The 14,966-nt window shown below is 52.0% G+C and carries 13 protein-coding genes and 8 pseudogenes; 7 read left to right on the top strand and 14 right to left on the bottom strand.

The window, feature by feature from the left end; genetic code table 11:
- The 3 genes and pseudogenes from ACJHX3_RS23725 to ACJHX3_RS23735 form a co-directional block, all read right to left on the bottom strand.
- Positions 1-56: IS1 family transposase (locus tag ACJHX3_RS23725; protein WP_097491765.1), on the bottom strand; the 56-nt coding region annotated here is incomplete at its 3' end.
- 56 nt (positions 57-112) lie between these two features.
- Positions 113-718: pseudogene (gene capU, locus ACJHX3_RS23730) on the bottom strand (putative hexosyltransferase CapU); the annotation flags it as partial.
- A gap of 2 nt (positions 719-720) precedes the next feature.
- Complete coding sequence (locus ACJHX3_RS23735) at positions 721-1,563, bottom strand: polysaccharide deacetylase family protein (RefSeq protein WP_160371899.1); 843 nt, start codon at positions 1,561-1,563, stop codon at positions 721-723.
- Positions 1,564-1,748: 185 nt separating this feature from the next.
- On the opposite strand from ACJHX3_RS23735, the pseudogene ACJHX3_RS23740 reads away from it, so the two are divergent.
- Positions 1,749-2,945 (top strand): annotated as a pseudogene (locus ACJHX3_RS23740) (IS3 family transposase).
- Between the two features lie 82 nt (positions 2,946-3,027).
- Complete coding sequence (locus ACJHX3_RS23745; RefSeq protein ID WP_000177057.1) at positions 3,028-3,285, top strand: hypothetical protein; 258 nt, start codon at positions 3,028-3,030, stop codon at positions 3,283-3,285.
- Positions 3,286-3,842: 557 nt separating this feature from the next.
- Here the strand turns inward: ACJHX3_RS23745 and fecE are convergent.
- From fecE to fecI, 7 genes are all read right to left on the bottom strand, one after another.
- On the bottom strand, positions 3,843-4,610 hold the full coding sequence (fecE, locus tag ACJHX3_RS23750) for a Fe(3+) dicitrate ABC transporter ATP-binding protein FecE (RefSeq protein ID WP_000175457.1): 768 nt from the start codon (positions 4,608-4,610) through the stop codon (positions 3,843-3,845).
- Positions 4,611-5,567 (bottom strand): Fe(3+) dicitrate ABC transporter permease subunit FecD, encoded by a 957-nt coding sequence (gene fecD / locus ACJHX3_RS23755; RefSeq protein WP_000684856.1) that lies wholly within the window; start codon positions 5,565-5,567, stop codon positions 4,611-4,613.
- A complete protein-coding gene (gene fecC, locus ACJHX3_RS23760) occupies positions 5,564-6,562 on the bottom strand; it encodes an iron-dicitrate ABC transporter permease FecC (RefSeq protein WP_000125175.1) in 999 nt (332 codons plus the stop codon). Before fecC ends, fecD begins: the two co-directional genes overlap by 4 nt.
- Positions 6,559-7,461 (bottom strand): Fe(3+) dicitrate ABC transporter substrate-binding protein FecB, encoded by a 903-nt coding sequence (fecB, locus tag ACJHX3_RS23765; protein WP_000879153.1) that lies wholly within the window; start codon positions 7,459-7,461, stop codon positions 6,559-6,561. Before fecB ends, fecC begins: the two co-directional genes overlap by 4 nt.
- Positions 7,462-7,505: 44 nt before the next feature.
- Complete coding sequence (fecA, locus tag ACJHX3_RS23770; RefSeq protein ID WP_000188248.1) at positions 7,506-9,830, bottom strand: TonB-dependent Fe(3+) dicitrate receptor FecA; 2,325 nt, start codon at positions 9,828-9,830, stop codon at positions 7,506-7,508.
- A gap of 86 nt (positions 9,831-9,916) precedes the next feature.
- On the bottom strand, positions 9,917-10,870 hold the full coding sequence (gene fecR / locus ACJHX3_RS23775; RefSeq protein WP_001068910.1) for a ferric citrate uptake sigma factor regulator FecR: 954 nt from the start codon (positions 10,868-10,870) through the stop codon (positions 9,917-9,919).
- Entirely contained in the window at positions 10,867-11,388 is a 522-nt protein-coding gene (gene fecI, locus ACJHX3_RS23780; RefSeq protein WP_001283626.1) for an RNA polymerase sigma factor FecI, read from the bottom strand. Before fecI ends, fecR begins: the two co-directional genes overlap by 4 nt.
- A gap of 136 nt (positions 11,389-11,524) precedes the next feature.
- On the opposite strand from fecI, the pseudogene ykiE reads away from it, so the two are divergent.
- From ykiE to ACJHX3_RS23800, 4 genes and pseudogenes are all read left to right on the top strand, one after another.
- A pseudogene (ykiE, locus tag ACJHX3_RS23785) lies at positions 11,525-11,593 on the top strand (protein YkiE).
- Between the two features lie 70 nt (positions 11,594-11,663).
- Positions 11,664-11,868 (top strand): annotated as a pseudogene (locus tag ACJHX3_RS23790) (hypothetical protein); the annotation flags it as partial.
- Positions 11,868-11,966: pseudogene (locus ACJHX3_RS23795) on the top strand (IS3 family transposase); the annotation flags it as partial. The pseudogenes ACJHX3_RS23790 and ACJHX3_RS23795, both read left to right, overlap by 1 nt.
- Positions 11,967-12,269: 303 nt before the next feature.
- Positions 12,270-12,563, top strand: coding sequence for a biofilm development regulator YmgB/AriR family protein (locus tag ACJHX3_RS23800; protein WP_000239862.1), 294 nt, complete (start codon positions 12,270-12,272; stop codon positions 12,561-12,563).
- Between the two features lie 124 nt (positions 12,564-12,687).
- Here the strand turns inward: ACJHX3_RS23800 and ACJHX3_RS23805 are convergent.
- Both ACJHX3_RS23805 and ACJHX3_RS23810 read right to left on the bottom strand, forming a co-directional pair.
- Positions 12,688-12,818, bottom strand: a pseudogene (locus ACJHX3_RS23805) (IS5/IS1182 family transposase); the annotation flags it as partial.
- 64 nt (positions 12,819-12,882) lie between these two features.
- Positions 12,883-13,014 (bottom strand): annotated as a pseudogene (locus ACJHX3_RS23810) (IS3 family transposase); the annotation flags it as partial.
- Between the two features lie 281 nt (positions 13,015-13,295).
- Here ACJHX3_RS23810 and ACJHX3_RS23815 point away from each other — a divergent pair.
- Positions 13,296-14,654 carry an esterase-like activity of phytase family protein gene (locus ACJHX3_RS23815; protein WP_000823243.1) on the top strand — a complete coding sequence of 453 codons (1,359 nt, stop codon included), beginning with the start codon at positions 13,296-13,298 and terminating at the stop codon, positions 14,652-14,654.
- A gap of 121 nt (positions 14,655-14,775) precedes the next feature.
- Here the strand turns inward: ACJHX3_RS23815 and ACJHX3_RS23820 are convergent.
- Positions 14,776-14,853, bottom strand: a pseudogene (locus ACJHX3_RS23820) (DUF6404 family protein); the annotation flags it as partial.
- Positions 14,854-14,892: 39 nt separating this feature from the next.
- The coding region (locus tag ACJHX3_RS23825; protein ID WP_369758957.1) for a hypothetical protein at positions 14,893-14,966 on the bottom strand (74 nt) is incomplete at its 5' end.

Below are 14,966 nucleotides of genomic sequence, written 5' to 3' on the forward strand. Positions count from 1 at the left end.
CGCACCACCCCGTCAGTAGCTGAACAGGAGGGACAGCTGATAGAAACAGAAGCCACTGGAGCACCTCAAAAACACCATCATACACTAAATCAGTAAGTTGGCAGCATCACCTAAATTCGTGCCCTTTTTCCGGGCGCAACATTCCTACCTGAGCAATTACGGGGCATCCTCTTCGGGACGCCAGCCAGGAAAGAACACTCGGAGGCAAACTGTTTCGGGAATCAACGTATAATTCCTGGAAATCAAAGCCAGGAGGCACAACAGTAACCCGAGTTCGACATCCTTCCTGCTCCAGATGTGTCTTCATATTTGTTCCGGGAACAATCACCTCATCGCAAAAATGATTTATTGAAAAAAATTTTGTTTTTCGTGTCAAATATGTCTTTTGCCTGATAATTCTGAATGGATGTTTCCAGGTAAAAAACCGTACCAAACCAACAATATTACTATCATGTCCACTGTGACAAACGATTGCATCGGGCTGAAAACTATGAACTATTCCGAGTAATCTCCATACAGTAGGAATGTGAAGACTGTTTCGAAATAACGCGAATGTGATATCAATTCCAAACTTACTGGCTTCAAAAGCAATTTTGCTGTTCTCCCTGCAGACAAGCAGAACTGAATGCCCCATTTTCTTCAGGGCCTTCATTTGAGCAACAGCCTGTAATTCCTGACCACCTATATTCGGTGATGATTCCGTAAATAGTATATTCATTATTAGTCATCCGGTAATCTTGGCCCCTTATGAAGGGCCAGCAACGATGAAAAAAACGGTGTTGTATAATAAAAAAGTCGTCTTTTCAGCCATACGCAATTTTCCCGTTCCTTGGTGCTTATTCTTCCTATCCGTGTAGTTCCTTTAGCAGGAGCATTCATTCTTCTTTCTGTTGTATATAAATAATGGAATCCAAGTTCTTCAGCGATCTGAATATAATCCTTGTTATAATAACCTTCCGGCCAACACAAATGTTTACTGCATTTTCCTGTCATTTTTTTTAAATATTCTCTCCCGCTCAATAAGTCCTGCCGAAGATGTTTACACTGTTCTTCTCGTGAAGTGAACTTTTTATCCCAACGTGTATGAGTATGTGTATGAACATGAAATTCGACCAGACCAGATTGCAACATTTCGTTCACTTCAGACCAGCGAAGCATAACATTATCAGCATTCCCGGTTGCTATTTGATGTTCGCAATCGCGATGAGAATATTCCTTTCCAGGAGAGTGACGAACCGGACCATTTCCAATAAAACTGGTAATTAAAAAAATATGTGCCTTGAGATTAAACTCGTTTAATAAAGGATATACCTGAAACCAGTTGTCAAGGTATCCATCATCAAATGTCAACATAACGCTTTTACGGGGAAGTTTTCCGCCCCGATAAAAAAACTCCAGTTCATCTGATGACAGTGTTTTCCAGTTGTTTTCAGCCAACCATTTCATTTGTTTCCGGAATGTCTCGGGAGAAAGTGTAACCAGTCCTGGGCAATGGCTGACATGATGATACATTAATACCGGAACATGATTTGCTTTAAACAAAATGCCCCCTCCGTTTAAAATTTAAAGTTTCTGGCACCCAGTAAGTAGAGATAAAAGGAAAGCCTAATAAAGGTGGTGAACTTTATATACTACTAAATCAAACATCAACAATTTATAAACAATAATATATTATCATATCTTTTAAAAACGGCTCACTAAGAACCTTGAGGTGGCACACTAAATTTAGCTACCTGAACAGAGGTGATATGCTCACCTCAGAACAACACAGGTGCCATAATGAAAAAAGAAATTTCAGCGCAGAGTTTAAACGCGAATCCGCTCAACTGGTCGTTGACCAGAAATACACCGTGGCAGATGCAGCCAGCGCTATGGATGTCGGCCTTTCCACAATGACGCGATGGGTGAAACAATTACGTGATGAGCGGCAGGGAAAAACACCAAAAGCCTCCCCCATTACCCCGGAACAAATTGAAATCCGTGAGCTCAGGAAAAAGCTACAACGTATTGAAATGGAAAATGAAATATTAAAAAGGCTACCGCGCTCTTGATGTCAGACTCCCTGAACAGTTTTCGATAATCGGGAAACTCAGGGCGCGTTATCCTGTGGCCACTCTCTGCCATGTGTTCGGGGTCCATCGCAGCAGCTACAAATACTGGAAAAACCGTCCTGAAAAACCAGACGGCAGACGGGCTGTATTACGCAGCCAGGTACTTGAACTGCATGGCATCAGCCACGGCTCTGCCGGAGCAAGAAGCATCGCCACAATGGCAACCCAGAGAGGCTACCAGATGGGGCGCTGGCTTGCTGGCAGACTCATGAAAGAGCTGGGGCTGGTCAGTTGCCAGCAGCCGACTCACCGGTATAAGCGTGGCGGTCATGAGCACGTTGCTATCCCGAATCATCTTGAGCGACAGTTCGCCGTAACGGAACCAAATCAGGTGTGGTGCGGTGATGTGACCTATATCTGGACGGGTAAGCGCTGGGCGTACCTCGCCGTTGTTCTCGACCTGTTCGCAAGAAAACCAGTGGGCTGGGCCATCTCGTTCTCGCCGGACAGCAGGCTTACCATGAAAGCACTGGAAATGGCATGGGAAACCCGTGGTAAGCCCGTCGGGGTGATGTTCCAAGCGATCAAGGCAGTCATTATACGAGCAGGCAGTTCCGGCAGTTACTGTGGCGATACCAGATCAGACAGAGTATGAGCCGGCGTGGAAACTGCTGGGATAACAGCCCAATGGAGCGCTTCTTCAGGAGTCTGAAGAACTAATGGGTGCCAGCGACGGGCTATGTAAGCTTCAGCGATGCAGCTCACGCAATAACGGACTATATCGTTGGATATTACAGCGCACTAAGACCGCACGAATATAATGGTGGGTTACCACCAAACGAATCAGAAAACCGATACTGGAAAAACTCTAACGCGGAGGCCAGTTTTAGTTGACCACAACAGACTACCTGAAGGGAGCCGCGGTCGCCTAGCAGTTGCAGTAGCAGGAGATCATCCAGCCGCAGTACAGGTCACGATGACTCTGGTTAATGATACCGGCTTTGACCCCGTATTTTCCGGCTCTATCGCTGAATCATGGCGTCAGCAGCCGTGCACACCATCCTATTGTTGTGACTGGGAGGCTGCCACCATGCTTCGCGCTTTCCCTCTGGCGAAAAAGGGAGAAGGACGGGCCCGTCTGCCTTCACTTTATGCCAGCTTCGGTAAGCTGGGTGAGACACCGACTCATGAAGATATCATTGATAACAATCGATCCATCAACTGGCCTGTATAACGTGGCTGCCGGTGATTAAGAAAGCTGCACCTACCTAAGTAGTAGCAAACGCACACTTTTTAGAAAAATCGATGGTCAGAAACTGGATTAGCAATTCCGTTCCAGGGTTGCTTTTGATTTACGTTGGCGTCTGATCATTGATTTATCCTCAAAAGCCCAACCTCATTGGTAATGAACCAGCTCCGTGAATGTCCGCTCTGGCACAGAGCGAAATTTTTTGATCTCCCCCCCTGAAATCTAAACTTAGTCATGTCACGTTTTTGGGTTTCTAAAATTTTAACTTCGCGTTTTTCGTTGCCGTAAGGGTTATACAGAAATGTCCGTTAAGCAGAGTTCAAAATTGATTGCCGTGATCACGACTGGTTTGAAAGCCGCGCCCAAGCCTGTACAGCTCTGGTTTGCGTTGATTATGAACCTGTCAGCCTAAAGCAAGCGGATGGACGATGAGTATTGGTAATCTTTCAGAGTCCGGAAAAGTTCAGCCCCAGTCTGAACAGGCTTGCTGGCGCCAGTCCAGTTTCATTCAGTCGTGGTTTGGTTCTTACGGCCTGTGCAATCTACCTCATTAGGCACATCGGCCTGCCAGATACCGGCTCGGGGTGTATTTCCGCTTCCACGCTGAATACTGTTCTCAGCAATCCTGGGGTCATCACCTCTTCTGGTGTGCCTTGCGCCATAACATGTCCGTTTGCCATTACCACCAGTTGATCGCAGTACCGGCTAGCCTGATTAAGGTCGTGCAGCACAGCGACCACCGTTTTCCCCTGAGTCCGGAGTTCGCCCATCAACCGCATCAGGTCCACCTGGTGATTGATATCAAGATAGGTGGTTGGCTCATCAAGTAATACAACGGGCGTATTCTGGGCCAGGACCATCGCCAGAAATGCGCGCTGGCGCTGACCGCCGGAAAGCTCGGTTAACCGACGAACGGCAAGATGATTGATCCGGGTCTGGTTCATGGCGACATTAACTCGTGCATTGTCTTCAGCGGAGAGACGCCCCCAGAGTGACAGCCAGGGATTACGACCATACGAAACCAGCTCCTGGACTGTGATCCCCTCTGGCGTTAAATGGTGCTGAGGCAGCAGCGAAAGCCTGCGGGCCAACTGGCGTGATGAGAGCATATTTATGGGATTATCGCCGAGAAATACGGTGCCAGACTGCGGCATTAAAAGCCGCGAAAAACAGTTTAACAGCGTCGATTTCCCGCAACCGTTAGGGCCGATCAGGGCGGTGATCTTCCCCGTTGGCAGTGAGAGTGAAACGTCGTTAAGTACCTTGTCTGTCCCGTAACTGACCGTCAGATTTTCAGTTCGTAAAGTCATTTATCGCATTCTCACAAGCAACCAGACAAACCACGGCGCACCGATAATGGCGGTCAGCACGCCAACCGGGAGCTCCAGTGGGGGATGAATAATTCTCGCCAGCAGATCGGCAACCACCAACAGCAACGCACCTGTCAGGGCTGAAACAGGCAGCAGTCTGCGGTGACGTCCACCGGTGATGCTACGCATCATATGCGGCACCACGAGACCAATAAAGCTAATCGGGCCGCAGGCGGCCACGCCGGTAGATGTCATGGCGACAGCTAGTAACAAAGCCCAGAATCGGGTATGGGGCACCGACACACCGAGCGTGGTGGCGCGCGCATCGCCGAGTGCAAGGAGGTCGAGATCGCGGCAAAAACTCAGGCTCAGCGGCAGAAATAAAATCATCAGCGGGATGGCAATCTTCACAAAGCTCCAGTCACGGCCCCATAAGCTGCCGGTCAGCCACAGCAGGGCGTTGTTCACATCCTGCGGGCGCGAGAGCATCAGATAATCCGTCAGGCTGGCCCAGCATGCAGAAAGCGCCACGCCGGTGAGCGCCAGCTTCATCGGCTGGTGGGTCTTTGCCAGCATCTTCAGTAATATCAACCCCGCCATGCCGCCCGCAAAGGCCAGCAGCGGCAGCACCATCACGGGCAGTGACGGCATAAGAAGTAGAGCCCCCACAGAGGCCAGGCTGGCGGCATGGTTAACGCCGAGAATATCCGGTGATGCCAGAGGGTTGCGCACAATCCCCTGTATCAGCACGCCCGCCACGGCGAGGGCTGCACCGACAAACAGTGCCAGCAGCAAGCGCGGCAGTCGGTACTCCATCAATACATAATAATGCTCGCGTCCGGCCTGCCAGTCGGTCAGCAGCGCGCGCCACGGCACGGGGATCACTCCCATATGGAGTGATAACAGCGCACAGCCCGCCAGGGCAAGGGTGATGAAAATAACCAGCGCAATTTTCATCCTCGCCTCCTCACAAGCCAGACAAAGCAAGGGCTGCCAATCAGCGCCAGCACTGCGCCTGCGGGCAGATCTCCGGGGAAGGCCAGCGCGCGTGCGAGTACATCTGCCAGCAGCATCAGCGTGGCCCCCAGCAGCATGCTCACTGGCAGTACGTTGCGCTGATCGAAGCCTGCCCAGAAGCGCGCCAGATGTGGCACCAGCAGACCGATAAACGCCACCGGACCTGCCACGCTGACGCACGCACCAACCAGAAGCAGCACTAACATATTGATGACCAAACGTAGCCTCGTCAGGTTCACTCCCAGCGTATGGGCGGTGCTGTCGCTGAGGTTGAGCAGGTTCAGTTGATTCGCCAGCAGTAACACGACAGGGACTGCAGTGACCACCACCGGCAAGAGCTGCCAGACATCCTGCCAGCGGGCGTGGGACACTCCGCCTGCCAGCCAGTAAAAGATGCCGTAAGCATGATCTTCGGCCAGCAGCAGGGTGATGCGGGTAAGGCCCATACAAAAGGCCGACAGCGCGATACCCGCGAGGATCAGTTTGTTTCTGTCATGGGTATGACGAAATCCGCCTCCTGCGGTCATGACCAGCAGCCAGCTCACGCCGCCCCCGCATGCCGCGATGAACGACAGAGAATAGCCTGCAATCGGCGTCGGACTCAGCGCGCTGGTAAGCGCCATAGCCAGCGCCGCGCCGCTGTTAATGCCGAGCAGTGAAGGAGAGGCCATTGGGTTGTGGGTCAGGGTTTGCAGCAGCGTGCCCGCGAGCGCCAGGCTTGCGCCGATCAGAACGGCGACCAGGCTTCGTGGCAAACGAAGGTTTTGCACCAGCGCTTCTGGTAGCGTTGGCGTGTGTCCAGGCAGCAGGGCGCGGGTTGCATCTGCTCCGGAAACAGGAATGGCCGAGTAGCAAAACAGACTCAGCCAGAAAATAATAATAAGTGCTGCAACGGGAAGCCCCCACAGCAGCATCGGGTGTTTTATCGCGGTCATTTCACAACGGTAAGCGGCTGATGGTGGAAGATTTTTACCGTGTCAGCGGCAATACGCTCTGCAGCAAAAATACCGCGCATCCGCGCCCAGGTGTTACTGTCGACCGAAGCAACCTGCTGCTTCTGCGCGGCGGTTAACATCTGCCAGAGCGGATCTTGTTGCCAGCGTTTAACAATGCTCTCTTCGCGATAGTGGGCAACCAGCAGCCAGGCAGGATTGACCGCCAGCAGTTGCTCCAGGCCGATGGACGGCATGGACGAACCCGCCATCGCAGCGGGAACGTTCAGCCCCAGAGAGGCCAGCACGCTGCCGGTCCAGGTCTCCTGAGTATGCAGGTTGAATTGCTGTTCGCGTGATGTGCCAAAGGCCACGCGTGTCCCTTTGGGAAGCTGGCTGGCCCACTGCGCCATCCTCTCTTTATGTTGTTCCAGACGTGCCTGCATCTCTCGCTTTTTACCCACCATTTCGCCGATGATAGCCGCAGATTGCAAATTTTCAGCGTAGGTTTCGTTGCGGGACTTAAGCAGCAGTACCGGCGCGATTTGCTGCAAGGCGATGTAAACCCCCGCATGGCGACTGCTGTCGGCAATGATCAGGTCTGGTTTCAGAGCGGCAATGGCTTCCAGGCTCGGCTGCGCGCGCGTTCCGACGGACTGCCACGGTTTCAGGTGCGCACGCACTTCGGGCAGGATGCGTTTTGCATCGTTATCGTCGGCAATACCGATCGGGCTGACGTCCACGGCGGCCAGCGCATCGGCGAACGAGAGTTCCAGCACCACAATCCGTTGTGGCGTTTTTTCGAGTGTAAACGTGCCGTGTTCGTCCTGAACCATGGCGGCAAAGGCGTGGCTGATCACCAGCAGCAGGCCTGCAAAAAGAAAACGGATAAATGCCAACATAATCACATTCCAGCTAAAAGCCCGGCAAGCCGGGCGTTAACACATCAGAACTTCAACGACCCCTGCATATACAGCGTGCGCGGCTGGCCTGCATAGATGCCTTTGTTGTTGTCGTCATAAGAGCGGATGAAGTAGTCCTGGTCGAAGATGTTTTTCACACCGAATGCCAGGTTCAGATCTGCCATCTGCGGGCCAAAGTCATACGCCACGCGTGCACCCCAGAGCATGAAGCCGGGAATGCGGCCGGTACTGCCGTCGGCGCTCTCTTTCACCGTATTGGCGTTATCCGCAAACTGGCTGGACTGGAAATCGCTGTTCAGATTGAACGTCCAGTTTCCTGGCTTGTAGTCCACGCCCAGCGTGCCTTTATGTTTCGGGGAGAATGGTACCAGATTGCCGTAGGTGTCGCCTTTCTCGCGGATTTCCGCGTTCACATACGCATAGCTGGCGTAGATGGAAACGTTATCAAGCGTTGGCGTTAGCGTACCCAGATCGTAACGTGCCTGCGTTTCCAGCCCGGTATGGCGCGTTTTGCCACGTGCAGTGACGGTGTCGTTGGTCTGGTTGGAGTCGTACTGATTGTTAAAGTTAATCAGGAACAGCCCCATTTCCGCCGTCAGCGCGCCGTCGTCGTAGCGGGTACCGAGTTCCCAGGTTCGCGCTTTTTCCGGTTCCACATTGCCGCTTTGCACAGCCTTGCCAATCTGGCTGTACTGTACGGTGCCGAACGAGCCTTCAGTGTTTGCATAAAGATTCCAGCTGTCAGTCAGGTGATAGAGCACGTTCAACGCCGGAAGCGGTGCGTTATAGCTCACTTCTTCGTGCGTGCCTGTGATGGCGTTGTTCTGGTATGACTCGATATGTTCGAAACGCATACCCGGCGTGATGGTCCAGTTGCCGATGTCGATTTTGTCATCCAGATACCAGGCGTGCGCCTCGGTGCCGGAACGCGTATCGCGGTCGTAAGGGCTTGAGCCGGACGGCAACTGCCCGCTGCTGGTGGCGGTGTAGTAACGCATTTCATGCGTTGATTCATTCACATAGCGATAGCCCACGCCCACTTCGTGCGCGGAAGGGCCGATCATAAAGATCTGGCTGTAGCGTGGCTCAATACCGCGCACCCAGTAGTTACGCGGCGAGAGGGTGATGCGTTTGCCTTGCTCCAGGTAGCCGCTGCGCAGGGTTTGGGTGTAGAACCCCTGAATGTTGAATTTATGCTGGCTGTCTGGCTGGAACTGGTAGCCCAGGCTCGCCAGCTTGCGACGACCCCAGAAGCGGTCATACGGGCGGGTGGATTGCCAGCGATCGGCGTCGTAATCCGCGCGAGACAGGCCACCGGGCATGTCGGCTTCACCGTCGTAATATTGCAGCAGGCTGTTGAAGGTGTGCACCTCATCCGGCGCATATTTGCTTTTCAGCATCAGGTCGTCGATGCGGGTGGCGCTGTGCTCGCGCCAGTCACTGCCGCGCGTGCCGGAGTAGAGCAGCGCGGTGCCAAAACCGTTGTCCGCTGTGCCGCCCACCATCAGGTTGTGCGTCTCTTTCGGGTTGTTTTGTGAAGAGGTTGGGCTGAGCTGACCTTCCACGCCCGCCTCGATACCAAAGTCCTGCGGAATGGCACGGGTAACAAAGTTCACCACGCCGCCCACGCTCTGCGGTCCGTAACGCACCGCACCACCACCGCGTACCACGTCAATGGCATCCATGTTGCCGAGCGAAATGGGAGCCAGTGAAAGCTGCGGCTGACCGTAAGGGGCGAAGGGGACGGGGATGCCGTCCATCAGGACGGTCGAGCGGCTGGCGAGGCGCGGGTTCAGGCCCCGGATGCCAAAGTTCATCGCCAGGTCGTGGCTGCCGGTGCCGTTGTTTTCCGGCGCGCTGACGCCAGGGATGCGGTTAAGTACCTCACGCATGGTGGTTGCGCCGGTTTTGGCGAAATCCTCACGGCGGATCACGTCACGCGCGCCAGCATGTTCAAATACGTCGTTTTCACGCGCATCACCCAGCCAGTCGCCGACCACGGTCAGGGCATCTTCTTTTGGTGCGGGCGCGGGCTCCAGCGTCCAGCTGTTATTTCCCAGCGGTTTTACCTGCAGTCCGCTGCCGTCCAGCAGTTGTTGCAGGCCGCTCTCGACGTCGTAATCGCCGTGCAGGCCGTTGCTCTGCTTGCCGCGCGTCAGGCTGGCGTCAACCGAGAGGGTAAATCCGCTGTGTGCGGCATACTGATTGAGCGCTTTATCGAGCGATCCCGGTGCGATATTAACCTGTGCAGCAAAAGCGGAAAACGAGAGACCGGCCAGCGGCAGCAGGCTCAGGCGAATGGCGTTAACCAAAGGTGTTGTTTTACGAAAAACGCGTAACGGCGTCATACCTTCCCCATCATCATTTTTGTTGTGTTCAGCTATGAGTCGAACGAGAAGGGTAAAAAGGACAATCGAAATAAGAATTATTTTCCTTACAGTGGTGAAATGTTTATCCAGTACCGCGTAATAGACTGAATTTTAACGGGAAGCGTTTGCGCGATAACGTTCAGGATCGCATCGGTATTTTTCAGCGGGAACGTCCCGCTCAGGCGCAGCCCGGCAACGGCGGGATCGCAGCGCAGCACGCCGTTGCGGTAACGGGTTAGCGTGGCTATCACCTCACCCAGCGGTTTATCGCTGAAGCTCAGGATGTCCTTCGTCCAGCTTGTACTCTCGTCATCCAGCGGTTTCACTGCGCCAAACTCAGAGGCGCTGAACTGCAGGCTTTCACCAGCGTTCACGATGCGTTTTTGCGCGGGGGCACTGGCGAGAAGCACTTCCACAGCGTGCTGCTGAACGTCAAGCTGCGTGAAATTATCCTGCTGGCGGACGGTAAATTCTGTCCCTAAAGCAGTGAGCTGGCCCTGACGGGTCAGGACACGGAAGGGGCGTTGCAGGGCATCTTTCGCGGTAGTAATGGCGATTTCACCGTACCAGAGCCGGACGGTGCGCTGATGCGCATCAAAACGCACATCCGCCGCGCTTTGGGTATTCAGCGTGAGCAGGGAGCCATCTTCCAGTTGCTGACGGCTGACTGTGCCTTTGGCGGTGCGGTAATCTGCCCGCAGACCTTCGCCGGTTTCCGACTGCCAGAGCTGCCAGCCTCCGCCAGCGCCGAGCAACAGCAGTAATCCTTTCATCACGTGACGGCGGGTGAGGCGGGTATCGTGCAACGCCCGGCTGGCAACGTCGCCAGGCACACCGCCAAGCTGGTTGCGCAGGTTTTCAACCTGCTGCCAGGCCCACTGGTTATCCTGATCCTGTTCATACCACTGTTGCCAGCGCGCTTCCTGTTGTGGGCTGACGCGCTCGCCGCTTAGCACGGCATACCAGTGGGAAGCTGAACGCAGCGCCTGACGGCGGGAATCGGTTAACAAAGGATTCATAACCCATACTCCAGACGGAACAGCAGGCAGTGCTCGACGGCTTTCGCCACGTATTTTTTCACGGAGCTGATGGAAACACCGAGTTTGTGCGCAATCTCGCTGTATGTCAGACCATCCAGTTGCGAAAGCAGAAACGCTTCACGTGTTTTGCCGTTTAGCCCGTCCAGCATGCTGTCGAGGAGTTGTAGGGTCTCGAGTTGGCTTTCGCGTTCCTCAGGTGAAGGCGCTCCCCCCTCCGGCATAAGCGCCAGCATCTCCAGATACGCTTTTTCCAGCGCGTTTCGGCGAAACAGGTCCACCATCACGCGTTTGGCGATAGTGCAGAGGAAGGAGCGAGGATCGCGGATCGTCGAGAGCGTTTCGCTGACCATTACCCGCAAAAAAGTGTCCTGGGCAATGTCATCTGCATCAAAAGCAGACTGGAGTTTGCGCGTCAGCCAGCTTTTCAACCAGCCGTGATGTGTGCCATAAAGCGACTCGAACGTTAAGGAAGCTGTGGTAGTGGCGCGGTCAGACATGCGGAGTGCATCAAAAGTTAATTATCACGTAGTCATATTAATATGAGAATGGTTATCATTACAATTGGAAATAAAATTGTTTCCAATAGACATTTTTAACATGTTGTTTTTCTAAGTGTTATAAGGTAGGTATAAAATGGGATGGAGCCTCTGCTTCTGACATGTGTCGGTCAGAATGACTCATGATGTGGTCTGCTATTATTGACATCCTCACTGCCCTAAAGGATGGGGATTTCGGTAATGATCTTACCCAGCAATAGTGGACACGCGGCTAAGTGAGTAAACTCTCAGTCAGAGGTGACTCACAAGACAAAACAGTTTCAACCAGTAAAAAAACGTAAACACCATTCGCATGAATTTCGTAGTTAAGATCTGAAGCTTGCAGAATGCATCGGTGTTACTGCCGGAGTCCGTGAACTTAGTCTGCATGAATCACCACAGCTTTACATCTGTCGCAGTAAACAGCAAAATCAGCAAACTTACTTAATTATATCGAGTGCGATTACAATCGCTGGCGATGGTACAGTTGGTGTGGCGGTCTCAGTCCGGAACAATTTGAAAATCATAATCTCACTTAAAACGGCATCCATTTTACAAAAGATGGCCGTCTGTGTATTTGTAATGAATACCTTCTACATGTTTAGAGTGCATAATCCACGACAAGGCGATATCCTAAAAATTAGCTAGCAGGCAACTTTGATGGCATAGATAATGTTTTTAGTAAAAAAGAGTTGACTGAATATAATACAGCCTCTTCCTACATAAGAAGGAATGTGCTCACAAAAAAAAACCATTAGTCTGCTTCCTGTTCTTACAATAATCAGTATTATGTATTTTATTTATATAGCAAAATATGCTTGTTACACCTGTCATAATTAGGCATGGTAAAATTATTGACTGAACCCTGGGGGAGAAAGATGCACAGTGATTATTATAATATGGTTTTTGGTGAAAAATTGGCCAATATTTTATATGAAGCTAACTCTCAATTTTTTTACGAGAGAAATGTCATAGAAGAGGCAGTCAACGCTTTATTCTGTGAGCGTGAAATAATAAACAACAAGAACATAATAAAGAAGCTGATGTTCTTTTTGTCAGATGTTAATCACACCAAGAAAGATGTTGTTCAGAGCGCACTTAATATTATCATTGACATTACATCAGGTGATATTTGAGATTTTACATAAAAGATAATCTCTCAAGGAGTCTTATCTGAAAACGAAATATATAGTCCCTCTCGTTTTGTAATATCGATTGGCTTTGTTGAATCGGTTACGTACCCCGGAGCCGGTCATATTTTCAGGTAATACACACGCTTTCAGACATTTCGGCTTTCGTCATTTTTGTATCATGGGCATAGCTTCTGCTACCTGACCATCATAATCACGCAGCTTCAGTGAAGCAGTGACCACCTGTTTAACCCGGTGTATCGTTATGATCTTATCCAGCAATTGAACCGCCCCGGGTTTCCTGGAGAGTGTTTTATCTGTGAACTCAGGCTGCCAGATCATCGTTTCCGATGGAAGCATAATAAGCTTTTTCTGCTTCTGCCGGTGGGATATGGCCCTGCCTTTCCAGCAATCGTCGATTGTTATACCAGTCCACCCACGTGAGTGTGGTCAGCTCATCATACTGACACGTGCATTACCCCTACCGCGATAATGCAACCGTACAATATAGGGCGTTTCCTAAACGCAGCCCTCATCACTCCAATCCAACAAGACACAGCATTTTTGATCACGAAGAAAGACAAATAATTTCCGTAAATGTTTCCGTTGTTACAAATAACAACAGTGTTTTACATTTCTTTGGCCTCAGGCCCGCGCATGTTGCCATTCGATGTCATTTTCCTGACTCGTTTCTTCTTTATGGTGTAGTGTGATCTTCACTTTATAGATGCTAACAATATGAAAAGAAAAATTATTCCCGTGCTAATCGGTTGTACGCTCTCTTTCTCTGCCCTGGCGGCACAACCTACGGCTGAGCGCTATGTCGTCAGTTTTCCAGAAGGCACGCACGTGAACTACGCCGGCGCATTTGCCAGTGCATTCCCGAACGGCCTTCCGGTTGGGATAGGTTCTGGCCTGCTGTTCACCGGTAAACAGGGCGATGCCCTGACATTCGCAACCATTACCGATCGCGGTCCGAACGCGGATTCACCGAAAGAGGGGAAAAACGAAACTAAAATTTTCGTTACGCCAGATTTCGCGCCGCTGCTGATGACGATTCGTGTACAAAACGGCAAAGCGGAGGCCATCGATCCCCGTCCTCTGCATGACGATAAAGGCGCGATCAACGGTCTACCGCTGGCAAGCGACGTGATTGGCTCCACCAATGAAGTGGCCTTCAGCGACACGTTACATAGACTGAAGGGGGATAATCGCGGGCTGGATACGGAAGGGATCACTCCGGATGGTAAAGGAGGTTACTGGCTGTGCGATGAGTATGGCCCGTTCCTGATTAACATCGACAGTAAAGGGAAAATCCTGGCAATCCACGGTCCGCAGGCGGCGGAAGGGGAAAAAGCGATTGCGGGCGGTTTGCCAAATATCCTCAAATGGCGTCAGGCGAACCGCGGCTTTGAAGGCCTCACCCGTATGCCGGACGGGCGTATTATTGTCGCCGTGCAAAGTACGCTGGATATCGACGCTAAGAGCAAGAAAAAGGCGCTGTTTACGCGTCTGGTGAGCTTCGATCCGGCAAGCGGAAAAACCGCGATGTACGGTTATCCTATCGACAGCGCGGCCTACAGCAAAAACAGCGACGCTAAAATCGGAGACATCGTGGCGCTCGATAACCAGCACATCCTGCTGATCGAACAGGGAAGAGATAAAAACAACAGAATGCGTAACCTGATTTACGAGGTCGATCTCAATAAGGCGAGCGACCTGTCAGGCTTCGACAAGCCGGGTGAGTATCCGGAGTTTGATGATGAGAAAACCCTGTCACAGCGCGGCATTACCCTTGCGCAGAAAACGCAGGTTGTTGATCTGCGCTCCTTGGGCTGGCAGCAGGAGAAGGCTGAAGGGTTGGCGCTGATCGACAGCAAAACGCTGGCGGTGGCGAACGATAACGACTTTGGCGTGAAGGTGGCGATGCAACATCCGGTCGAGGGCAAGACATTCAAGGATTATCGGGTGAACGCGGAAGGAAAGCTGACGCTTGACGACAAGCAGGTTGAAACGACCCTCAGAGTGAAGCCACTGGAGAAACCGGAGTCTGACAGTGAACTGTGGATTGTGACGCTGCCGGAAGCGTTGAAATAAGTTTATAAGGTACGGACAGCAGTATCGCTTAGTTTTTCAAATTCATGTATGTGAACAATATTGGGGTTCCGGCGTAGACCCCCAATGAAAGCGTCACCACGTGAAAACATGCCTGCACGGTTTACACGTCATCCCATGGTGGCAGCCGGTTAACTTTCCTGCGCCACCAGTGGAAAAAGGCCATAAGCAGTCCGAACAAAAGTAAGCGTACAGCGAGGGCCGTATTGACGGGGATGTGTTATTCAGCTGGCAGTGCTATGCGCCACGGAAGCAGTTCGCTGACCCGGTTGACCGGCCAGTCTGCTATGACGC

It is taken from the genome of Escherichia sp. WS1265 (assembly GCF_046487585.1).
GTDB classification, from domain to species: domain Bacteria; phylum Pseudomonadota; class Gammaproteobacteria; order Enterobacterales; family Enterobacteriaceae; genus Escherichia; species Escherichia coli.